The organism is Streptomyces sp. NPDC086989 (genome assembly GCF_044745505.1).
In the GTDB taxonomy this organism is placed as follows: domain Bacteria; phylum Actinomycetota; class Actinomycetes; order Streptomycetales; family Streptomycetaceae; genus Streptomyces.
In genome coordinates this window covers 93,763-115,058 of record NZ_JBIVAL010000020.1, presented here as the reverse complement: position 1 = coordinate 115,058, position 21,296 = coordinate 93,763, and the positions used below count along the sequence as shown (strand labels likewise).

Annotated in this window: 19 protein-coding genes; 13 read left to right on the top strand and 6 right to left on the bottom strand. The window is 73.3% G+C overall.

Annotated features, from left to right (window positions below; genetic code table 11):
* Positions 1–50 precede the first annotated feature (50 nt).
* From ACIPK4_RS34805 to ACIPK4_RS34770, 8 genes are all read left to right on the top strand, one after another.
* Positions 51–731 carry a two-component system response regulator gene (locus ACIPK4_RS34805; protein ID WP_402320472.1) on the top strand — a complete coding sequence of 227 codons (681 nt, stop codon included), beginning with the start codon at positions 51–53 and terminating at the stop codon, positions 729–731.
* A 153-nt stretch (positions 732–884) separates the two neighbouring features.
* The gene (locus ACIPK4_RS34800; protein WP_402320469.1) at positions 885–3,662 is read left to right on the top strand and encodes a DNA translocase FtsK; all 2,778 of its coding nucleotides are present in this window, start codon (positions 885–887) and stop codon (positions 3,660–3,662) included.
* 253 nt (positions 3,663–3,915) lie between these two features.
* Positions 3,916–4,818: a helix-turn-helix domain-containing protein gene (locus ACIPK4_RS34795; protein ID WP_402320466.1), complete on the top strand. Its 903-nt coding sequence runs from the start codon at positions 3,916–3,918 to the stop codon at positions 4,816–4,818.
* 115 nt (positions 4,819–4,933) lie between these two features.
* On the top strand, positions 4,934–6,427 hold the full coding sequence (gene rimO / locus ACIPK4_RS34790; RefSeq protein WP_054225869.1) for a 30S ribosomal protein S12 methylthiotransferase RimO: 1,494 nt from the start codon (positions 4,934–4,936) through the stop codon (positions 6,425–6,427).
* Positions 6,424–7,080 carry a CDP-diacylglycerol--glycerol-3-phosphate 3-phosphatidyltransferase gene (pgsA, locus tag ACIPK4_RS34785; protein ID WP_054225870.1) on the top strand — a complete coding sequence of 219 codons (657 nt, stop codon included), beginning with the start codon at positions 6,424–6,426 and terminating at the stop codon, positions 7,078–7,080. The genes rimO and pgsA overlap by 4 nt, the downstream gene beginning before the upstream one ends.
* A 101-nt stretch (positions 7,081–7,181) precedes the next feature.
* Entirely contained in the window at positions 7,182–7,667 is a 486-nt protein-coding gene (locus ACIPK4_RS34780) for a CinA family protein (protein ID WP_402320508.1), read from the top strand.
* A 109-nt stretch (positions 7,668–7,776) separates the two neighbouring features.
* Complete coding sequence (locus ACIPK4_RS34775) at positions 7,777–8,157, top strand: helix-turn-helix domain-containing protein (protein WP_030301503.1); 381 nt, start codon at positions 7,777–7,779, stop codon at positions 8,155–8,157.
* Positions 8,158–8,356: 199 nt separating this feature from the next.
* Complete coding sequence (locus tag ACIPK4_RS34770) at positions 8,357–8,662, top strand: hypothetical protein (RefSeq protein ID WP_402320505.1); 306 nt, start codon at positions 8,357–8,359, stop codon at positions 8,660–8,662.
* On the opposite strand, the gene ACIPK4_RS34765 is transcribed toward ACIPK4_RS34770, so the two are convergent.
* From ACIPK4_RS34765 to ACIPK4_RS34750, 4 genes are all read right to left on the bottom strand, one after another.
* Complete coding sequence (locus ACIPK4_RS34765; protein ID WP_402320461.1) at positions 8,610–9,380, bottom strand: SDR family NAD(P)-dependent oxidoreductase; 771 nt, start codon at positions 9,378–9,380, stop codon at positions 8,610–8,612. The two genes, ACIPK4_RS34770 and ACIPK4_RS34765, sit on opposite strands and share 53 nt — an antisense overlap.
* 36 nt (positions 9,381–9,416) lie before the next feature.
* Positions 9,417–10,214, bottom strand: a complete 798-nt coding sequence (locus ACIPK4_RS34760) for an Fpg/Nei family DNA glycosylase (protein WP_402320458.1) — start codon at positions 10,212–10,214, stop codon at positions 9,417–9,419.
* Between the two features lie 115 nt (positions 10,215–10,329).
* Positions 10,330–11,022 carry a hypothetical protein gene (locus ACIPK4_RS34755; protein WP_402320456.1) on the bottom strand — a complete coding sequence of 231 codons (693 nt, stop codon included), beginning with the start codon at positions 11,020–11,022 and terminating at the stop codon, positions 10,330–10,332.
* A 186-nt stretch (positions 11,023–11,208) separates the two neighbouring features.
* On the bottom strand, positions 11,209–15,798 hold the full coding sequence (locus tag ACIPK4_RS34750; protein WP_402320453.1) for an ATP-dependent helicase: 4,590 nt from the start codon (positions 15,796–15,798) through the stop codon (positions 11,209–11,211).
* Positions 15,799–15,878: 80 nt separating this feature from the next.
* On the opposite strand from ACIPK4_RS34750, the gene ACIPK4_RS34745 reads away from it, so the two are divergent.
* The 3 genes from ACIPK4_RS34745 (at position 15,879) to ACIPK4_RS34735 (ending at position 17,836) form a co-directional block, all read left to right on the top strand.
* Positions 15,879–16,706, top strand: coding sequence for an AraC family transcriptional regulator (locus ACIPK4_RS34745; RefSeq protein ID WP_402320450.1), 828 nt, complete (start codon positions 15,879–15,881; stop codon positions 16,704–16,706).
* A 126-nt stretch (positions 16,707–16,832) separates the two neighbouring features.
* Positions 16,833–17,531, top strand: a complete 699-nt coding sequence (locus tag ACIPK4_RS34740; protein ID WP_402320502.1) for an AzlC family ABC transporter permease — start codon at positions 16,833–16,835, stop codon at positions 17,529–17,531.
* Positions 17,528–17,836, top strand: a complete 309-nt coding sequence (locus tag ACIPK4_RS34735; protein WP_385194131.1) for an AzlD domain-containing protein — start codon at positions 17,528–17,530, stop codon at positions 17,834–17,836. The genes ACIPK4_RS34740 and ACIPK4_RS34735 overlap by 4 nt, the downstream gene beginning before the upstream one ends.
* Here ACIPK4_RS34735 and ACIPK4_RS34730 read toward each other — a convergent pair.
* On the bottom strand, positions 17,805–18,794 hold the full coding sequence (locus ACIPK4_RS34730) for a hypothetical protein (protein ID WP_402320447.1): 990 nt from the start codon (positions 18,792–18,794) through the stop codon (positions 17,805–17,807). The genes ACIPK4_RS34735 and ACIPK4_RS34730 overlap by 32 nt on opposite strands.
* Positions 18,795–18,875: 81 nt before the next feature.
* On the opposite strand from ACIPK4_RS34730, the gene ACIPK4_RS34725 reads away from it, so the two are divergent.
* Both ACIPK4_RS34725 and ACIPK4_RS34720 read left to right on the top strand, forming a co-directional pair.
* Entirely contained in the window at positions 18,876–19,070 is a 195-nt protein-coding gene (locus ACIPK4_RS34725) for a DUF3046 domain-containing protein (protein ID WP_054225878.1), read from the top strand.
* A gap of 233 nt (positions 19,071–19,303) precedes the next feature.
* A complete protein-coding gene (locus ACIPK4_RS34720; protein WP_402320499.1) occupies positions 19,304–20,401 on the top strand; it encodes an AI-2E family transporter in 1,098 nt (365 codons plus the stop codon).
* Here ACIPK4_RS34720 and ACIPK4_RS34715 read toward each other — a convergent pair.
* Positions 20,355–21,110 (bottom strand): Clp protease N-terminal domain-containing protein, encoded by a 756-nt coding sequence (locus tag ACIPK4_RS34715; RefSeq protein ID WP_054225879.1) that lies wholly within the window; start codon positions 21,108–21,110, stop codon positions 20,355–20,357. The two genes, ACIPK4_RS34720 and ACIPK4_RS34715, sit on opposite strands and share 47 nt — an antisense overlap.
* Between the last annotated feature and the right edge of the window lie 186 nt (positions 21,111–21,296).

Here is a 21,296-nt window from a genome sequence, read left to right as displayed (position 1 = left end):
CCGGTGCCAGGAGCCGGGGAGGCCCCACGCCGGGGCGAGGAGGACAGGGCATGGTGCAGAAAGCCAAGATCCTCCTGGTCGACGACCGGCCGGAGAATCTGCTGGCGCTGGAGGCCATCCTCTCCGCGCTCGATCAGACACTGGTCCGGGCGTCGTCGGGGGAGGAAGCGCTCAAGGCGCTGCTGACGGACGATTTCGCGGTCATTCTGCTCGATGTGCAGATGCCCGGAATGGACGGATTCGAGACCGCCGCGCACATCAAGCGGCGCGAGCGGACCCGGGACATCCCGATCATCTTCCTCACCGCGATCAACCACGGTCCGCACCACACGTTCCGCGGCTATGCCGCCGGCGCGGTGGACTACATCTCCAAGCCCTTCGACCCGTGGGTGCTGCGGGCCAAGGTCTCGGTGTTCGTGGAGCTGTACACGAAGAACTGCCAGCTGCGGGAGCAGGCGGCGCTGCTGCGGCTCCAGCTGGAGGGCGGCGGCTCCACCGGCGACGGCAGCAAGGACACGGCCGGGCTGCTGGCCGAGCTCTCCGCACGGCTCGCGGCGGTCGAGGAGCAGGCCGAGGCGCTGACCAAGCAGCTCGGCGAGGAGTCTGCCGACGCGGCGGTCGTGGCGACCGCGGCCCACCTGGAGCGCAAGCTCACCGGCCTGCGGCGGGCGCTCGACGCGCTGGAGCCCGGGACCGGCGGGGGAGCGCCGGTACTGCCCGCGCAGGGCTGACCGCCGAGCGTGGCGGTGTACGGGCGTTCGGGGCCGCCCGGCGGGCCGTCCGGGCCTGGCGGACCGTCAAAGCGCTGATGCGGTACGCGACACGAACGGGTGAAGGGGTGGGCACGCGTGTCCACCGGCGCGCGCACCGGTAACCTCGGCCCCATGGCCTCACGTACGTCCGGCAAGGGTTCCCAGAGCACGGCGGGCACCGCGAAGGGCCGCACCGGCCGGACGACGGCGCCGGCGAAGAAGGCGGCCCCCGCCCGCAAGCCCGCCGCCAAGAAGGCCGCTGCGCCCCGGCGTGCCCCCGCCAAGAAGGCTGCACCGAAGCCCGCACCGTCCCCGACCGGGGGCGTGCTGCGGCTGGTGCGCGCCGTGTGGCTGGGCTGCGCGCACGCGGTCGGCGCGGTCTTCCGCGGGATCGGCCAGGGCGCCAGGAACCTCGACCCCGCCCACCGCAAGGACGGCGTCGCACTGCTGCTCCTCGCCCTCGCGCTGATCGTCGCCGCCGGTACCTGGTCGAACCTGAGCGGTCCGGTCGGGGATCTGGTCACGATGCTCGTCACCGGTGCCTTCGGGCGACTTGATCTGCTCGTCCCGATCCTGCTCGGCGTCATGGCCGTACGTTTCATCCGCCATCCCGAGCAGCCCGACGCCAACGGCCGGATCGGCGTCGGACTTTCCGCGCTCGCCGTCGGGGTGCTCGGCCTCGTGCACATCGCCTGCGGAGCGCCCGGCCGCGACGAGGGCACCACCGCCATGCAGAACGCGGGCGGGCTGATCGGCTGGGCCGCCTCCAAGCCGCTGATCTTCACCATGGGTGCGCCGCTGGCCGTGCCGATGCTGGTGCTGCTCACGGTGTTCGGGCTGCTCGTGGTCACCGCGACCCCGGTCAACGCGATCCCACAGCGGCTGCGGCGGCTCGGGATCCGGCTCGGGATCATCGCTCCGAACGCGTACGACGAGGGGTTCGGGGAGGACGCCGCCAGGCGGCACGACCCCGAGCAGTGGCGGGCCCGGTCGGGTGCCGCCGGGCACGGCGGTCCGGGCGGTCCGGCGGACGCGGATGCCGCCGACGCCGCCGAGGAGCAGGCGCTCGCGCGGCGGCGGCGCCCGCGCCGGACCACGGCCCGGCCGGCCCTCGACCGGGAGATGGACGCCGTCGACGTGGCCGCGGCGGCCGCCGCCGCGCTGGACGGTGTGGTGCTGGGCGGCATGCCGCCCTCCCCGGTGGTCGCCGACCTCACGCACGGCATCTCCCCGAAGTCCGACGGCGTGGAGGTCACCGCCGCGGTGCCGACCGCGCGGGCGGAGCAGCCCGAGGCCGCCGCGCCGGAGCGGGCCGAGCCGCCGCACGACACCACCGCCGCGGCGTCCGGGACCCTGTCGGTGCCGGACCTCACCAAGGCGCCTCCGGCGGCCCAGCCGCTGCCGCCCCGCGCCGAGCAGCTCCAGCTGCGCGGGGACATCACGTACGCCCTGCCCTCGCTCGACCTGCTGGAGAAGGGCGGGCCCGGCAAGACCCGCAGCGCCGCCAACGACGCGGTCGTCGCGTCGCTGCGCAACGTGTTCACCGAGTTCAAGGTCGACGCGGACGTCACCGGCTTCACCCGGGGCCCGACGGTCACCCGGTACGAGGTCACGCTGGGCGCTGCGGTCAAGGTCGAGCGGATCACCGCACTGACCAAGAACATCGCGTACGCCGTGGCCTCGCCGGACGTCCGGATCATCAGCCCGATCCCGGGCAAGTCGGCGGTCGGCATCGAGATCCCGAACACCGACCGCGAGATGGTCAACCTGGGCGACGTGCTCCGGCTGGCGGACGCGGCCGAGGACGACCACCCGATGCTGGTCGCGCTCGGCAAGGACGTCGAGGGCGGCTACGTCATGGCCAACCTCGCGAAGATGCCGCACGTGCTCGTCGCCGGCGCCACCGGTTCCGGAAAGTCCTCCTGCATCAACTGCCTGATCACCTCGATCATGGTCCGGGCCACCCCGGAGGACGTCCGGATGGTGCTCGTCGACCCCAAGCGGGTGGAGCTGACGGCGTACGAGGGCATCCCGCACCTGATCACGCCGATCATCACCAACCCCAAGCGGGCCGCCGAGGCGCTCCAGTGGGTCGTGCGCGAGATGGACCTGCGCTACGACGACCTGGCCGCCTTCGGCTACCGGCACATCGACGACTTCAACCGGGCCATCCGGGACGGCAAGATCAAACTGCCGCCGGGCAGCGAGCGGGAGCTCAGCCCGTACCCGTACCTGCTGGTGATCGTCGACGAGCTCGCCGACCTGATGATGGTGGCCCCGCGCGACGTCGAGGACTCGATCGTCCGGATCACCCAGCTGGCCCGTGCGGCCGGCATCCACCTGGTGCTCGCCACCCAGCGGCCCTCCGTGGACGTCGTCACCGGCCTGATCAAGGCGAACGTGCCCTCGCGGCTGGCGTTCGCCACCTCCTCGCTCGCCGACAGCCGGGTCATCCTCGACCAGCCGGGCGCCGAGAAGCTGATCGGCAAGGGCGACGGGCTGTTCCTGCCGATGGGCGCCAACAAGCCGGTCCGCCTCCAGGGCGCGTTCGTCACCGAGGACGAGATCGCCGGCATCGTGCAGCACTGCAAGGACCAGATGGCGCCCGTCTTCCGGGACGACGTCACCGTCGGGCAGAAGCAGAAGAAGGAGATCGACGAGGAGATCGGCGACGACCTGGACCTGCTGTGCCAGGCGGCCGAACTGGTGGTCTCCACCCAGTTCGGGTCGACCTCGATGCTGCAGCGCAAGCTCAGGGTGGGCTTCGCCAAGGCCGGGCGGCTCATGGACCTCATGGAGTCGCGGGGGGTCGTCGGCCCGAGCGAGGGTTCGAAGGCGCGCGACGTCCTGGTGAAGGCGGACGAGCTGGACGGGGTCCTCGCCGTCATCCGCGGAGAGGACGTTCCGTAGCGGAACGGGCGGCCCGCGGGCGGCCCGCAGACGCCCGGATCGGCGGTCATCGGGCGGGCAACCGTTTCCCCCGGGCCCGCGTCTAGTGGAGGGAGACGACGGCTCCGCGTGCTGCGCCGGGCCGCTGCACCGCCCCGGACGACCGCTCGCCATTCGGATGGCGTAGGAAGTCCACCCTCCGGTTGCTCCACCCTTTCGTCACCCCCCTAGACTGGGAATCCAGCAGGTGGCTACACGCTCGAAAGGCGCCCTCGTGTCCATCGGCAAGTCCAACTCTCCCGAAGACGAGCGGCCTTCGACCGACGACCGGTCCGAGGACCGCATCATCGAACCCCCCGTCGAAGGACCGTCCATCGGGACGGCCCTGAAGACGGCCCGGATCGCCGCCGGGCTCACCGTCGACGAGGTCAGCTCCACCACCCGCGTGCGCATCCCGATCGTGCACGCGATCGAAACCGACGACTTCACGCGGTGCGGCGGCGACGTCTACGCCCGCGGTCACATCCGTACGCTCGCCCGCGCCGTGCACATCGATCCGGAACCCCTGGTCGACGCGTACGACGCGGCCCACGGCGGCCGGCCGGCGCCCACACCCGCCGCTCCCATGTTCGAAGCGGAACGGATCCGCCCCGAGCGGCAGCGGCCCAACTGGACCGCTGCCATGGTGGCCGCCATCGTCGCCGTGATCGGCTTCGTGGGCTTCACCGCGTTCGGCGGCGGCGACGCGAAGGACAAGCGGCCGGTGGCGGAAGGTTCCGCCCCGCAGGCCGCGCCCAAGCAGTCGGCCGGGAAGCCGGCCGCCCAGCCGCCGCAGGCCCCGCAGACCCCGAAGGCGCCCACGCCGGAGCCCTCGGACAGTGCGATCGCCGCCGCGCCCAAGGACCTCGTCACGGTCGTCCTGACGGCCAACGAGGGCGAGAGCTGGGTCTCCGCGAAAGACCACAGCGGCAGGCTGCTGTTCGACGGGACGCTGACCCCCGGCCAGTCCAAGACCTTCACGGACAAGGAGTCCATCGACCTCGTCCTGGGCGACGCCGGGGTCGTGAAGCTCTTCGTGAACGGCAAGGAGATCAAGGACGATTTCCAGCCGGGTCAGGTGGAACGCCTCACATACACCAAGGACGATCCCCGCCAGGGACCGGCCCAGGCGGGCTGACAGCGCGCTGAACGCTTGATTCCGGATCCCCGGGGTGCTGCGCCGCACCCCGGGGATCTTGGTTTACCGGGACTTGGGGCGGGGGTCGGCGTTTGGACAAAGTAGTCTTGAGTCCATGCCCGAACGCCGTACCGTCGCCCTTGTCACTCTTGGCTGCGCCCGTAACGAGGTGGACTCGGAGGAGCTCGCAGGCCGCTTGGCGGCGGATGGCTGGGAGCTCGTCGAGGACGCCGCCGATGCGGACGTCGCCGTCGTCAACACCTGTGGCTTCGTCGAAGCCGCCAAAAAGGACTCCGTAGACGCCCTCCTGGAAGCCAACGATCTCAAGGATCACGGCAAGACCCAGGCCGTCGTCGCCGTCGGCTGTATGGCCGAGCGCTACGGCAAGGAACTCGCCGAAGCGCTCCCCGAGGCCGACGGCGTGCTCGGCTTCGACGACTACGCCGACATCTCCGACCGCCTCCAGACCATCCTCAACGGCGGCATCCACGCCTCCCACACCCCGCGCGACCGGCGCAAGCTGCTGCCGATCAGCCCCGCGGCCCGCCAGGACGCCGAGGTGGCCCTGCCCGGCCACGCCCAGGAGCCCGAGGCCGCCCCCGCGGACCTCCCCGAGGGCGTGGCGCCCGCCTCCGGGCCGCGCGCCCCGCTGCGCCGCCGCCTGGACAAGAGCCCGGTCGCCTCGGTCAAGCTCGCCTCCGGCTGCGACCGCCGCTGCTCGTTCTGCGCCATCCCGTCCTTCCGCGGCTCGTTCATCTCCCGCCGCCCCAGTGACGTGCTGGGCGAGACGCGCTGGCTGGCCGAGCAGGGCGTCAAGGAGATCATGCTGGTCTCCGAGAACAACACCTCGTACGGCAAGGACCTGGGCGACATCCGCCTGCTGGAGACCCTGCTGCCCGAGCTGGCCGAGGTGGACGGCATCGAGCGCGTCCGCGTCAGCTACCTCCAGCCCGCCGAGATGCGGCCCGGTCTGATCGACGTGCTGACCTCGACCCCCAAGGTCGTGCCGTACTTCGACCTGTCCTTCCAGCACTCGGCCCCCGACGTGCTGCGCGCCATGCGCCGCTTCGGCGACACCGACCGGTTCCTGGAGCTGCTGGACACCATCCGCACCAAGGCGCCGCAGGCCGGCGTCCGGTCCAACTTCATCGTCGGTTTCCCCGGCGAGAAGGAGTCGGACTTCAAGGAGCTGGAGCGCTTCCTCACCCACGCCCGGCTCGACGCGATCGGCGTCTTCGGCTACTCCGACGAGGACGGCACCGAGGCCGTCACGTACGAGAACAAGCTGGACGAGGACACGATCGCCGAGCGGCTGGCGCACATGCAGCGGCTCGCCGAGGAGCTCACCTCGCAGCGCGCGGAGGAGCGGATCGGGGAGACCCTGGAGGTGCTCGTGGAGTCCGTGGAGGAGGTCGGCGGGGCCGATGACGACGAGGTCGGTGCCTACGGGCGTGCCGCGCACCAGGCCCCCGAGACGGACGGCCAGGTCGTCTTCACGGACAGCACGGGGCTGGTGCCCGGCCGCATGGTGACGGCGAAGGTGGTCGGCACGCTGGGCGTGGACCTGGTGGCCGAGCCCCTGCACCTCGACGAGGAGGCGGCCGGATGACCGGAGTCCCGGCATCTGCGGCGGGCGGGACCGGCCGTCGGCCCGCGCCCGGCGCGAAGCTGGGGGCTGCGGCGGTCAATCAGGCCAGCCTGTGGAACATCGCCAACATCCTGACGATGATCCGGCTCGTCCTGGTGCCGGGATTCGTGTTGCTCCTCCTCGCCGACGGCGGGTACGACCCGGTGTGGCGTGCGCTGGCATGGGCGGCGTTCGCCGTCGCCATGATCACGGACATCTTCGACGGGCACCTGGCCCGCACGTACAACCTGGTCACGGACTTCGGGAAGATCGCCGACCCCATCGCCGACAAGGCGATCATGGGGTCGGCATTGGTCTGTCTCTCCTGGCTGGGTGACCTGCCCTGGTGGGTGACCGGGGTGATCCTCGGGCGGGAACTCGGGATCACGCTCATGCGTTTCTGGGTCATCAGGTACGGAGTGATTCCCGCCAGCCGCGGCGGAAAGATGAAGACGCTGGCCCAGGGCACGGCGGTGGGCATGTACGTGCTCGCGCTGACCGGGCCGCTGGCGACCTTGCGCTTCTGGGTGATGGCGGTCGCCGTCGTGCTGACCGTGGTCACCGGTTTGGATTACATCCGCCAGGCCGTGGTGCTCCGGCGCAAGGGTCTGGCCGCGGAGCAGGCCGCAAGGTGACGGACGCGGTGGGGGAATCTGCGGTGGCCGGTGTGGCGTCTTCGGGCCCGGGGGAGTCCGCCGCGGAGACCGGGGACACCACCGCCGTCGTCGCGGAGGCGCTGCGCCTCCTCGCGGAGAGTGACCAGACCCTCGCCGTCGCCGAGTCACTGACGGGCGGGATGGTGGCCGCGGAGATCACGGGCGTCGCCGGTGCCTCCCGGTCCTTCCGCGGTTCGGTCACGGCGTACGCCACGGAGCTCAAGCACCGCATCCTGGGGGTGGACGCCGGGCTGCTGGCCGCCGAAGGTGCGGTGAACGCCCAGGTCGCGGCCGCCATGGCGGCCGGCGTACGGCGCGTGCTGGGGGCATCGTGGGGGATCGCGACCACCGGGGTGGCCGGTCCGGACCCTCAGGACGGGCAGCCGGTGGGCACCGTTTTCATTGCCGTGGCGGGTCCGGCGGGCAGGAAAACCGTCCCGCTGAGGTTGAACGGCTCCCGTACGGAAATCCGTAGGGAGAGTGCACGGACAGTGCTCGAACTGCTCTTGAGCGAACTGCGCGAGAATGCACGGGGGCAGGATACGGAACAGAACGGGGGGATTTGATGTTTGCAGCCCTGAGTGAACACGACATAGCTCCCCGCACGGCCGCGGCGCGAGGCGGTACGGTGGGGCGTGAAGGATGCGGCTACACGGTCAGAGGAGGGAGCCACCGATGATTCTGCTCCGTCGCCTGCTGGGTGACGTGCTGCGTCGGCAGCGCCAGCGCCAGGGCCGTACTCTGCGCGAAGTCTCCTCGTCCGCCCGAGTTTCTCTCGGCTATCTTTCCGAGGTGGAGCGGGGGCAGAAGGAGGCATCCTCCGAGCTGCTCTCCGCGATCTGCGACGCGTTGGACGTACGGATGTCCGAGCTGATGCGCGAGGTCAGTGACGAGCTGTCGCTGGCCGAGCTGGCGCAGTCGGCCGCGGCAAGCGAACCGGTGACGGTGCCGGTCCGCCCGATGCTCAATTCGGTCTCCGTGACTTCGGTCGCGGGCGGGCCGGAGCGGGTGACCATCAAGGCGCCTGCGGAAGCGGTGAATGTCGTAGCCGCGTGAGCCCGATGCGCGTGCTGTGAAGAAATGAGCGTGGCCGGAGCCCCGGCCGGTGTGTGATGCGCCGGCCGGGGCTCCGTGCCGTTCGGGCTGCCGTTCCGGCTGTCGTTCTGGGTGCGCGGCCGGGGGGCTTACGGGAGTATGGGACGCGTCCGGATCGCGGCCCTGATCCCGGGAGGCAGCCGTGCGGCCGTTACGACACATACCCCCGGCGGCGCCGTTCGCACTGGTGCTGGGCGTGCTGTGGTGGTGGGCGGTGCTGCGGCTGGCGCTGGTGCCCGGCGGTGCCGGGCCGGTCGAGGGCGCGGTGGCCATGGGCGGCTGGGGACTTGGGCTGCTGCCGGTGCACTGCACGCAGGGGCCCGTACGCAGGGCCCGGCGCGCCCCGGTGACCGAGGGGGCGCAGGTGCCCGAGGGGGCGGAGGCGGCCGGGGAACCGGCGGCCGATGCGGCTGTCACCAGGGCATCGACACTCCGCCGTTCGGACGGAGGATCTGGCCCGTCATGAAGGACGAGGCGTCCGAGGCGAGGTAGAGCACGGCCTGGGCGATGTCCTCGGGCTCGCCGACCCGGCGCAGGGGGGACATCCGGATCATCGCGGCCTCGGTCTGTTCCTGGACCCCGGGGCCGTGCCGGCCGGTCATGGGAGTGCGGATCCAGCCCGGTGCGACGGCGTTGACGCGGATGCCGTGGGGGCCGGCCTCGGTGGCGAGGGTCTTGGTGAGCTGGACGACGGCGGCCTTGGCGGCGCTGTAGCAGAGCAGGCCGGGCTGGGCGGCGTCCACGGCGCCGGAGGCCATGGTGATGATCGATCCGGGGCGGCCGGCCGTGATCATGGCCCGTGCGGCCTCCTGGCAGGTGCGCAGGACCCCCTTGAAGTTGATCTCCAGCACCCGGTCGAGGTCCTCGTCGGCGGTCTCCAGGACGCTGCTGGTGTGCATGATCCCGGCGATGGCGGCGGTGATGTCGAGGGGGCCGGCGGCGGCGACGGCGGCACGCAGGGCGGCCCGATCGGTGACGTCGAGGGGGTGGACGGTGGCGGATCCGCCGGCCTCGATGACGAGGTCGGCGGTCTTGGCGAGGCCGGGCTCGTCGAGGTCGGCGCAGTGCACGGCGGCGCCCGCCCCGGCGAGCAGGACGGCGGTGGCCCGGCCTATGCCGCTCGCGGCGCCGGTGATCAGGGCGGCCTTGCCGCTGAGGTCGTACGGGGCTCTGGGTGTGGGCATGCCGGGACCGTACGACCGGATCTGACGGACCGTCAACTAGGGGGACGGCCCGGATTGGCAGCGGGGACACCAGTACGTGGGGCGCTCGTCCTGGGGGGCCTCGCGGACGGGGGTGCCGCAGCGCAGGCAGGGGCGGCGAGCGCGGCCGTACACGAACAGCTCCTGGCCGCGGCGGTGGATGCCGGTGGTGTTGCGGGTCCCGCGGTCGCCGGTGTTGGCGCGCAGGAGCCGGTGGGCGGCTGCGGCCAGGCGGACGGTGGTGGTGGCGGGGTCGGGGAGGTCGCCGACCGGGGTCCAGGGGGTGACCTGGGCCAGGTAGCAGAGCTCGCTCTTGAAGATGTTGCCGATGCCGGCGAGGTTGCGCTGGTCGAGGAGGGCCTCGCCGAGGGGGCGGCCGGGGGTGGCGAGGAGGTTGGCGGCGGCGCGTTCGGCGTCCCAGTCCGGGCCGAGGAGATCGGGGCCCAGGTGGCCGACGGCGCGGCTCTCGTCGGCCGTGCGCAGCAGTTCGACGACGGGGAGGCGGTAGCCGACCGCGGTGTGCCGGGCGGTGCCGAGGACGGCGCGGATCTCGTACTCGGGGCCGCCGTGCCACGTCCCGTGCGCGGGGAAGACGCGCCAGGAGCCGTCCATGCCGAGGTGGGTGTGGAGGGTGAGGCCGCCTTCGAAGCGGGCGAGGAGGTGTTTGCCGCGCGGGACGACCTCCAGGGTGGTGCGGCCGGTCAGGTCGGAGGTGGCGAAACGCGGGACGCGCAGGTCGCAGCGGGTCAGCTCGTGTCCGGCCAGGGCCGAGTGCAAACGGGCCGCCGCGCGCCAGATGCTGTCTCCTTCGGGCATGGCGCCATTGTCGCCCCGGGGATGGGCGAAGCCCCCGCCGCGCGGTGGCGCGGCGGGGGCTTCGGCCGGGCGGGGGGAAGGGGCGGTGGTGACCGCCGGCGCTTCCGCCGGGCGACTACTTCCAGAAGAGGCCCTTGCCGTTGCTCAGGTTGTTGTACGGGTCGCCCCAGTACTCGGCGCCGACGACCTTCGTCTGGGCCGAGGGGGCCAGGGCGATGGCGCAGCCGGTCTGCGTCTGGCCGTTGGTGAAGCCCTTCGGCAGCGCGTCGTCCTTGCACTTCTCGAACTTGCCGATGACGGAGACGCCCTGGGCCTCGGAACCGTCGGGGAGCAGGCCCTTCATGTGGCCCACGGAGGAGAACGAGAGGTCGACGGTGCCGACGTTCTTCACCGAGTAGCGGACGTAATAGGGAATCATCCCCTTCACCTTGTCGCCGAGGTTGAGCGGCGCCAGGTCGGCCGGCTGGCCCTGCTCGACGGCGGTGACGGTGAGGGCGAGGGTGCCGCCCTTCGTGTTGCCGTAGCTGAACGGCACGGTCGCCGTCTCGCCGATCTTGAAGGTCTGGCCGGGCTTCGCCTGGGCGCCGGCGGCGCCACCCGCGGCGCCGCCGGAGGCGTCGCTGCCACCGGTGGCGGGGCTGGCCGGGGCGGAGGGCTGCGAGGAGCCGTAGCCCTCCGGGGAGCTCGGCTGGGTGGCCGGCGCGCTCGACTGCGCCGGGGCGGCCTCCTCGTTGCCGCTCTTACAGCCGGTCAGCGTCAGGGTTCCGGCAACCGCCAGACCGATGACGCCCGTTGCTGCTCGTCGCATACCGTTGGTGCTCACTTTTCTGGTCCCCCATGAGTGTTCATTTTTTGACGTGACACCTTCACTTTCGGTGCCTGCGTGGATCTTGATAGTCGAGAAGTGGCGGGTCGGCCAGCCGAGAGGGCCTTCGTGACATGCTCAATACATAAGCGGGACGTAAGTGCAATGGTCGGGACCGGAATGCCGGATTCAGGTCCGCAGGCGAAGTCCCCGCGGGGTGGCGTGGAATCCGGCGGCCTCCAGGGCCCGGCCCAGCGGGGAGGTCAGCGCCGCGGCCGCATTGATGCGCTCCACCGTGAGCGCCGGGAGCGTGCCGGCCCGGGAGGCCGCCACCAGGGCCGCGGTGGCCGCCGCGAGACGCGGGTCCTCCGCCGGGGGCCACGCCAGCAGCGTCTTGCCGCCCCGCTCCACGTACAGGGTGAGCTCACCGTCGACCAGGACGACCAGCGAACCCGCCTTGCGGCCCGGCTTGTGCGTGGCCCCGGCCGGGGGTTCCGGCCAGGGCAGCGCCGCGCCGTACGCGTTCGCCGGGTCGGCGGCCGCCAGGACCACCGCCGCCAGCGGGGGCGGGGTCCGCTCCGCCGAGCGCAGCCGGTCCACCGCGCCGTCCATCGCGAACTGGGCCGCGCCCAGGCCCTCCACCACATAGCCGCGCCGGGCCTGCCCGCTGTCCTCGAACGCCGACAGGACCCGGTACACCGCGCTGAAGCCGCCCTCCACGCCCTCCGCGGCCACCGCGCCCCGCGTGACCACGCCGTGCCGGTCCAGCAGGGTCCGGGCCAGCGCATGGGCCCGCTGGGTGGGGTCGGGAGCCTGTACGGGCAGCAGTGACCAGCGGCCCGAGACCGTCGGCGGGCCCGGCCGGGACACCTGTGCGCCGAGCGTCCCGTACCGCCCGCGGGGGACGGTGCGCCGGGCCCGGTGGGCGGTGGCCCCCGCGGTCCGGCCCGAGCCGAGCAGCGAGCGCAGCGGAGACAGCGTGTCGTTGGTCAGCCGGCCCGACCAGGCCAGGTCCCATACGGCGTCGGACAGTTCGAGGTCGGTGGCCTCGGACCACTTGGCGCGCACCGACTCCGCGAGCTGACGGAAGAACAGCCCGTACCCGCCCGACAGAGTCTCGAGGACCGACCGGTGAAGGGGCGTCAACTCCAGCGGGTGCGGCGGCGGCAGCAGCAGCGGGGCCGCGTCCGCCAGGTACAGCGAGACCCAGCCGTCCTTGCCCGGCAGGGCCCCGGCGCCCGCCCAGACCACCTCCCCGGTGGTGGTGAGCTCGTCCAGCAGCGTCGGCGAGTAGCCCGCCACCCGCGAGGGGAGGATCAGCCGCTCCAGCGCCGAGGCGGGCACCGGGGCGCCCTGGAGCTGCTCGATCGCCCTGGCCAGCCCGTCGATGCCGCGCAGGGCGCCGCCCAGGTGCTGCCACTGCGGCAGGAACGTGGCCAGGGAGGTCGGCGGGACCGGTTCCAGCTCCTGGCGCAGCGCGGCCAGGGAGCGGCGGCGCAGCCTGCGCAGCACGCTCGCGTCGCACCACTCCTGGCCGATGCCGGCCGGGTGGAACTCGCCCTGCACGACCCGGCCCGCCGCCGCGAGCCGGTGCAGGGCGCCCTCCGTCACCGCCGTGCCCAGGCCGAAGCGGCCGGCGGCGGCGGCCGTGGTGAACGGCCCGTGGGTGCGGGCGTAGCGGGCCAGGAGGTCGCCGAGGGGGTCCCTGACCGGTTCCGTGAACGCCTCGGGGACGCCGACGGGGAGCGCCGTGCCCAGCGCGTCGCGCAGCCGGCCCGCGTCCTCGATCGCCGCCCAGTGGTCCGCGCCGCCGATCCGGACCGCGATGGCCCGGCGGGAGGCGGCCAGGGCCTGCGGCCAGGCCGGGTCGGCGCCCCGCTCGGCCAGTTCGGCACCGGTCAGCGGGCCGAGCAGGCGCAGCAGGTCGGCGACGGACTCGGCGTCCTTGGCCCGCCGGTCCTCGGTCAGCCACTGGAGCTCCCGCTCCAGTTCCTCCAGTACCTCCGCATCGAGCAGTTCGCGCAGCTCCGCCTGGCCGAGCAGCTCCGCCAGCAGGCGGGAGTCGAGCGAGAGCGCGGCCGCCCTGCGCTCGGCGAGCGGCGAGTCCCCCTCGTACAGGAACTGGGCGACGTACCCGAAGAGCAGCGACCGGGCGAAGGGGGACGGCTCGGGAGTGGTGACCTCGACCAGGCGGACCCGGCGCGCCTCGATGTCCCCCATCAGCTCGGTGAGGCCCGGCACGTCGAACACGTCCTGCAGGCACTCCCGTACGGCTTCCAGGACGATCGGGAACGACCCGAACTCCGAGGCCACCTGGAGCAGTTGGGAGGCCCGCTGGCGCTGCTGCCAGAGCGGGGTGCGCTTGCCGGGGCTGCGGCGCGGCAGCAGCAGGGCGCGCGCCGCGCACTCGCGGAACCGGGAGGCGAACAGTGCGGAGCCGCCCACCTGGTCCGTGACGATCCGGTTGACCTCCCCGTGCTCGAAGGCGACGTCCGCGGCGCCCAGCGGGGCCTGCTCGTCGTCGAACTCGAAGGCGTGTGCCGCGGCGGGGTCGTGGTCGAGCAGGTCCATCGAGAGCAGGTCCGCATCGGGCAGCCGCAGCACGATCCCGTCGTCCGCGTGCATGACCTGCGCGTCCATCCCGTACTTCTCGGCGAGGCGGGCGCCGAGGGCCAGCGCCCAGGGGGCGTGCACCTGGGCGCCGAACGGGGAGTGGACCACGACCCGCCAGTCACCGAGCTCGTCCCGGAACCGCTCGACCACGATGGTCCGGTCGTCCGGGACGTGGCCGCAGGCCTCACGCTGCTCCGCGAGGTACGCCAGCACGTTCTCCGCGGCCCAGGCGTCGAGACCGGCCGCCACCAGGCGCAGCCGGGCGTCCTCCTCGGACAGGCCGCCGAGCTCGCGCAGGAACGCGCCGACCGCACGGCCCAGTTCGAGGGGGCGGCCCAGCTGGTCGCCCTTCCAGAACGGGAGCCGGCCCGGAACCCCGGGCGCGGGGGACACCAGCACCCGGTCACGGGTGATGTCCTCGATCCGCCACGAGGTCGTGCCCAGCGTGAACACGTCCCCCACGCGGGACTCGTACACCATCTCCTCGTCGAGCTCGCCGACCCGGCCGCCGCCCTTCTTCGGGTCCGCGCCCGCGAGGAACACGCCGAACAGCCCGCGGTCGGGGATGGTGCCGCCCGAGGTGACCGCGAGCCGCTGCGCCCCCGGCCGGCCGGTGACCGTCCCCGCCACCCGGTCCCACACCACCCGCGGTCTGAGCTCCGCGAACGCATCGGACGGGTAGCGGCCCGCCAGCATGTCCAGGACCGCGGTGAACGCCGACTCCGGCAGCGCCGCGAACGGCGCCGCCCGCCGCACCAGCGCCAGCAGCTCGTCCAGCTGCCACGTGTCCATCGCGGTCATCGCGACCAGCTGCTGCGCGAGGACGTCGAGCGGGTTCGACGGGATGCGCAGCGACTCGATGGACCCGGTGCGCATCCGCTCGGTCACCACGGCCGCCTGGACCAGGTCCCCGCGGTACTTGGGGAACACCACCCCCGTCGAGACCGCACCCACCTGGTGCCCCGCCCGGCCCACCCGCTGGAGCCCCGACGCCACCGACGGCGGCGACTCCACCTGCACCACCAAGTCGACGGCGCCCATGTCGATGCCCAGTTCCAGACTGGAGGTGGCGACCACGGCCGGCAGCCGGCCCGCCTTCAGGTCCTCCTCCACCAGCGCCCGCTGCTCCTTGGAGACCGAGCCGTGGTGCGCCCGAGCCAGCAGCGGCGGGGCCCCGTGGGCCGCACCCGACTGGGCCATGATCTCGGCCGGGGGCGAACCCTCGGGCAGCTTCTCGCCCATCGCGCGCTCGTACGCGATCTCGTTCAGCCGGTTGCACAGCCGCTCCGCGAGGCGGCGGGAGTTGGCGAACACGATCGTCGAACGGTGGGCCTGGACCAGATCCGCGATCCGCTCCTCCACATGCGGCCAGATCGACGGTCTGTCCCCGCCCTCCTTGCCCTCCGTGGCCGGCGAGCCCCCCAACTCGCCCATGTCCTCGACCGGGACGACCACCGACAGGTCGAACTCCTTCGCCGAGGGCGGCTGGACGATCTCCACCTTGCCGCGCGGTGCGAGGTACCGGGCCACCTCGTCCACCGGCCGGACCGTCGCCGACAGGCCGATCCGGCGCGCCGGTCGGGGCAGCAGCTCGTCCAGCCGCTCCAGGGACAGGGCCAGGTGCGCGCCGCGCTTGGTCCCCGCCACCGCGTGCACCTCGTCCAGGATCACGGTCTCGATCCCGGCGAGCGCCTCGCGCGTCGCCGACGTCAGCATCAGGAACAGCGACTCGGGGGTGGTGATCAGGATGTCCGGCGGCCGGGTGGCCAGCGCCCGTCGCTCCGCCGGCGGGGTGTCCCCGGAGCGGATCCCCACCCGGATCTCCGGCTCCGGCAGGCCCAGCCGCACCGACTCCTGGCGGATCCCGGTCAGCGGGCTGCGCAGATTGCGCTCCACGTCGACCGCGAGGGCCTTCAGCGGGGACACGTACAGCACCCGGCAGCGCTTCTTCGGCTCGGCGGGCGGCGGGACGGACGCGAGCTGGTCGAGGGCGGCGAGGAACGCGGCCAGCGTCTTGCCGGAGCCCGTCGGCGCCACGACGAGCACGTCGGAGCCCTCCCGGATGGCCCGCCAGGCCCCCTCCTGCGCGGACGTGGGCCGCACGAAGGCCCCCGTGAACCAGGAGCGGGTCGCGGGGGAGAACGATTCGAGTGCAGAGCCGGCCATGCCCCCATCCTGCACCCGGCCACCGACAACGGCCCGGACCTGCGCAAACCCCCGGCCGGGCGGGGGCGCAGAATGGGGGCATGGGGCGAGAGCGGGAGTGGGCGCGGCACTGGCGGTACGCGGAACTGCCCGGCCTGGACCTGCTGCGCGCCCACTACGTACGCCACACCTTCCCGCGTCACGCCCACGACGGGTACGTCATCGCGGCCGTCACCGGCGGCATCGAGGAGGTCGGCCTGCCCGGCGGCACCGTGCGCGCCGGACCCGGCAGCGTGGTCCTGATCAACCCCGAGGTGCCGCACACCGCGCGCGCCGGGGTCCCCGAGGGCTGGGCGTACGCCACCCTGTACCCCTCGCGGGAGCTGATCGCCGAGGTGGCCGCGGACATCGGCCGCCTGCGCGGCACCCCCGGCTTCACCGCCGACTCCGTCACCGACCCGCAGACCTCGCACACCATCACCGAGGTGCACCGGGCCGCCGAGGAGGGCAACGCACTGGCCGCCGACACCCTGCTGCGCGGCGCCGTGGCGCGGATGCTGACCCGGCACGCCGGACCGCTGTCCGCCCGTACGGTGCGCAGCGCCGGCGCCGTCGACGCCGCGCAGGCCCGGGCCGTGCTCCTGGAGCGGATGGCCGAGCCGCCGTCGCTGGAACAGCTGGCCGCGGAACTGGGGACCAGCCCCTTCGCCCTGCTGCGGTCCTTCCGGGAGCGGTACGGGATGCCGCCGCACACCTGGCTGACCGACGCACGGGTACGGCGGGCCCGCCGGCTGCTCGACGCGGGGACCCCGCCGGCCGAGGCGGCCCTCGCCGTCGGCTTCACCGACCAGCCGCACCTGAACCGGCACTTCACCCGCATCGTGGGCGTCCCGCCGGGGGCGTACCGCCGCGAGCGCACCGGGGGTTAGGCGCAGGCCGGGCGCCGCCCGTGGGCCGGGGGAGCCCGGGCCCTGCGTGCTACGGCCGCGCGCGCAAGAACGTACAAGACCCCGGCGGCCCGCCCTGCCTACGGTCAGGGCGTGCGAGAACGTCAGATGGTGGGACAGGAGACCCCGGACGGGGTGGCGGAGCGGCCGCGGGGCGCCGTCGTACGCGACGCGCTCGGGGTCGGGGTGGCCGTCGGGCTGTCCGGGTTCGCGTTCGGGGTGACCGCCGCCGGGGCCGGGATCAGCGTGCTCCAGGCCTGCGTCCTGAGCCTGCTGGTGTTCACCGGCGCCTCCCAGTTCGCGCTGGTCGGGGCGCTGGCCGCGGGCGGGAACCCGTTCACCGCGGCCGCCGGTGCCTTCTTCCTCGGCACGCGGAACGCCTTCTACGGGCTGCGGCTGTCCCAGCTGCTGGCCCTGCCGGGGCCGGTGCGGCCGCTCGCCGCCCACTGGGTGATCGACGAGACCACCGCCGTGGCACTGGCCCAGCCGGGCCGCAGGTCGGCGCGGCTCGGGTTCACCGTGACCGGGCTGAGCCTGTACGTCCTGTGGAACCTGACCACCCTGCTCGGCGCCCTCGGCGCCGAGGCCCTGGGCGACACCGCCGCATGGGGACTGGACGCCGCCGGACCGGCCGTCTTCCTGGCCCTGCTCGCGCCGATGCTGAAGACCGCCACCGAGCGGGCCGTCGCCGCCCTGGCCGTCGTCCTCGGACTGGGCCTGCTCCCCGTGCTGCCCGCCGGGCTGCCGGTCCTCGTCGCCGCGCTCGCCGCCCCCGCCGTCCTCTGGCTGAAGGGACGCCGCTCGTGAACGTCTGGATCGCCATCGCGCTCACCGTCGTCGGCTGCTACGCCGTCAAGCTCGCCGGGCTGCTCGTGCCCGCCGGGGCCCTGGAGCGGCCGGCGGTGCGCCGCCTCGCCGCTCTGCTGCCGGTCGCGCTGCTCGCCGCGCTCACCGCCCAGCAGACCTTCGGCACCGCGCACGGCCTCGCGCTCGACGCCCGCGCCGCGGGGCTGGCCGCCGCCGGGCTCGCGCTGCTGCTGCGGGCGCCGTTCCTGCTGGTCGTCGGCGCCGCCGTGGTCGTCACCGCGGGAGTGCGGGCCCTGGGCGGGTAGCGTCCGCCGCGGGACCGCCGGCCAGGGGGCGCCCGTACGCGCGCAGCGTCAGCAGGGCCTCCAGCGTGGCGATCGGACGCCGCTCCAGCGAGCTGCCGGGCGCCCACGCCAGGCGTCGCACCGGCCAGCCGCCGTCCGGCTGCTGCCCGGCGGCCAGGAAGTCCAGCGAACGCCTCATCTCCTCGTCGGTGAACCAGCCGCGCGCCAGCGACTCGGGCCTGCGGGCCACGTCGTACGGGAACAGCTGCTCGCCCGGTGCGCAGCCCGGGTACGGCGGGTACTCCCGGCGCCGGCGCGGGTCGAGCACGACGAGCCGCTGCTCGCGCACGAGCCGCCCGAGCCGGTCCGCGGCCGCCACCGCCCGCGCCCGGTCGGGGGCGCCGTCGAGGAACGCCACGGCGCTCTGGACCTCGTACGGGTTCGCGTGGCGCATCGTCTCGACCCGTTCCCAGCAGAAGTCCGTGGCCCGGAACAGCCACGCGTGCCAGATCCGGTTGCGGTGCAGCACGCCGACCACGGGGCCGGTGGTGAGCAGCTCCCCCGGCGGGTCGTCGTACACCGGGTGGTACGGGGCCGCGGGGTAGGCGCGCGGCGCCGGGAGGACCACCGGGAGCGCGCCGTCCGCGGTGGAGACACGGGTCAGGTGGCGGCAGAGCCGCTCGATCCGCTGTCCGGCGCAGCGACCCAAGCCGTCCAGGACCCGCAGGGCGTGCGCGGTGTGCAGCGGCTGGCTGAGCGGACCGCGCAGGTCCGGATCGAGGGCGTGGCCGTAGCCGCCGTCGGCGTTGAGGTAGGACCCGAGGGCGGTGTCCACCGCGTCGGGGTCCCCGCCGAGGAAGTGGAACGCGAACCGCCGCTGCTCCAGCACCCGGGCCGTGAGCCAGATGAACCGCTCGGCGCGGGCCAGCGGGGACGGCGGCCCGGTCGGGGCCGGCGCGCAAGCTTCGTCTCCAGGCATGCGTGCACCGTAGGGCGCGGCGGCGAGGGGGCGGGGGGCGAACGGCGCCGGTGCACTCTTGCGGGGCGGGATACTGGGGACATGCGGTTGACGATTTTCTGGGAGCGGATGGCCGAGCACTTCGGTGCGGCGTACGCGGACTCCTTCGCGCGGGACCACGTCATGACGGAACTCGGCGGGCGCACCGTCCACCAGGCGCTCGACGCGGGCTGGGAAGCCAAGGACGTGTGGCGCGCGGTGTGTGCGGCGATGGACGTGCCGGCCTCGCTGCGCTGACGCCGGCGGCCGTTTCCCCGCCGCGCGACGGGTGGGACAAACTGGTGCGCGTGGCAGCCACCGATGAGACGACCGTGACGACGACCGACACCGCCGGGACGACGGGGACGGGCGGCCCGGCCGCCGTGACGCGCCAGGCCGGACCGGCCGACGATCCGTCGGGCCCGGCCGGTCCCGCCGATCCGGCGGGTCCGCCCGGCGGGGCCGGCGCACCGGTGGCGGCCGGGGCCCGGATGCCGCGCTGGCTGCCGCGCGCGATCGTCCTCGCCCTGGCCCTCGTGGCGTGCTTCCAGCTCGGCAGCTGGGCCTTCCACCAGCTGATCGGGCTGCTGGTCAACATCCTGATCGCGTTCTTCCTCGCGCTGGCGATCGAACCCGCCGTGGCGCGGATGTCGGCCCGCGGCATGCGCCGCGGGCTCGCCACCTTCCTCGTGTTCCTCGGCGTGTTCATCGCCGCCGCCGGGTTCGTCGTCCTGCTCGGCTCAATGCTCGCCGGGCAGATCGTCGACATGGTGGAGGGCTTCCCCCGCTACCTCGACCGCGTGATCGACTCGATCAACACCACCTTCCACACCAAGCTGTCCCGGCTCGCGATCCAGGACAGCCTGCTGCACTCCGACTGGCTCCAGAAGTACGTGCAGAACAGCGCGACCGGCGTGCTCGACGTCTCCGCCACCGTGCTCGGCGGACTCTTCCGGCTGCTGACGGTCGGTCTCTTCTCCTTCTACTTCGCCGCCGACGGGCCGCGACTGCGGCGCGCGCTGTGTTCCGTACTGCCACCGGCGAAGCAGTCGGAGGTGCTGCGCGCCTGGGAGATCGCCGTCGCCAAGACCGGCGGCTACCTGTACTCGCGCGGCCTGATGGCCCTGGTCTCCGGCATCGCGCACTACGTCGTCTTCGCGGTCCTCGACGTGCCGTACGCGCCCGCCCTCGCGGTGTGGGTGGGGCTGGTCTCCCAGTTCATCCCCACCATCGGCACCTACCTGGCGGGCGCGCTGCCGATGCTGATCGCGTTCACCGTCGACCCCTGGTACGCGCTGTACGTCCTTGGGTTCGTCGTGATCTACCAGCAGTTCGAGAACTACGTCCTCCAGCCGAAGCTGACCGCGCGGACCGTGGACATCCACCCCGCGGTGGCCTTCGGCTCGGTCATCGCCGGCACGGCCCTGCTGGGCGCGGTCGGGGCGCTCATCGCGATTCCGGCCGTCGCCACGCTGCAGGCCTTCCTCGGCGCGTACGTGAAGCGGTACGCGCTGACGGAGGGTGCGGAGGGCGCGGAGTCCGCTACTCCCCGTCGCTCCCGCCGAGTACGGCCGCCAGGGCTTCGGTGACGGTGGCCTCGACGGCGGCCTTGTCCACGCCGAGGCCGCTGAGCAGGCCCTCGCCGTTCTCCAGTTCGAGGAGCGCGAGCAGGATGTGCTCGGTGCCCACGTAGCCGTGGCCCAGGCGCAGCGCCTCGCGGAAGGTCAGCTCCAGGGCCTTCTTGGCGCCCGTGTCGAAGGGGATCAGGTCCGGGATGTCGGTGGCGGCCTCGGGCAGGGCGGCGGTCGCGGCGGCGCGCACGGCGTCGGCGGAGACGTTCTGGGCGCCCAGGGCCACCATGGCGAGCCCCTCGGGCTCGGCCAGCAGGCCGAGGACCAGGTGCTCGGTGCGGATCTCGGTGCCGCCGGCCCTGCGGGCAGCGCTCTGGGAGGTCACCACGACGTTGCGGGCGCGGGGGGTGAACCGGGCGAAGCCCTGGCCGGGGTCGAGGTCGTTGCCGTCGCCCTTGTCGCTCTTGGGGACGAAGCGCTTCTGGGCGGCCTGGCGGGTGACGCCCATGCTGCGGCCGATGTCGGTCCAGGAGGCGCCGGAGCGGCGTGCCTGGTCGACGAAGTGGCCGATGAGGTGGTCGGCGACGTCCCCGAGGTGCTCGGCGGCGACGACTGCCCCGCTGAGCTGCTCCAGGCTGTCGGTGTGGGCCTTCTTGATGGCCTCGATCAGGTCGTCGAGGCGTACCGGATTGGTCATGCGAACGGGTTCCACCGAAGGGTTCGTCATGAGTGCAACCGTAGGTTGACAGTCCGTGGGTGTCAACCGTGGGTTGTCAGTCGGGCGGGAAGGGGCGGCCACGGCGGGGGGGGGGGGGGGGGGGGGGGGGGGGGGTGTACACGGAAAAAAAAAAACAAAATTGTTTTTTTTACAAAACCCCGAAGGGGGCGGGGGCGGAATTTTTATGGGGAGGGG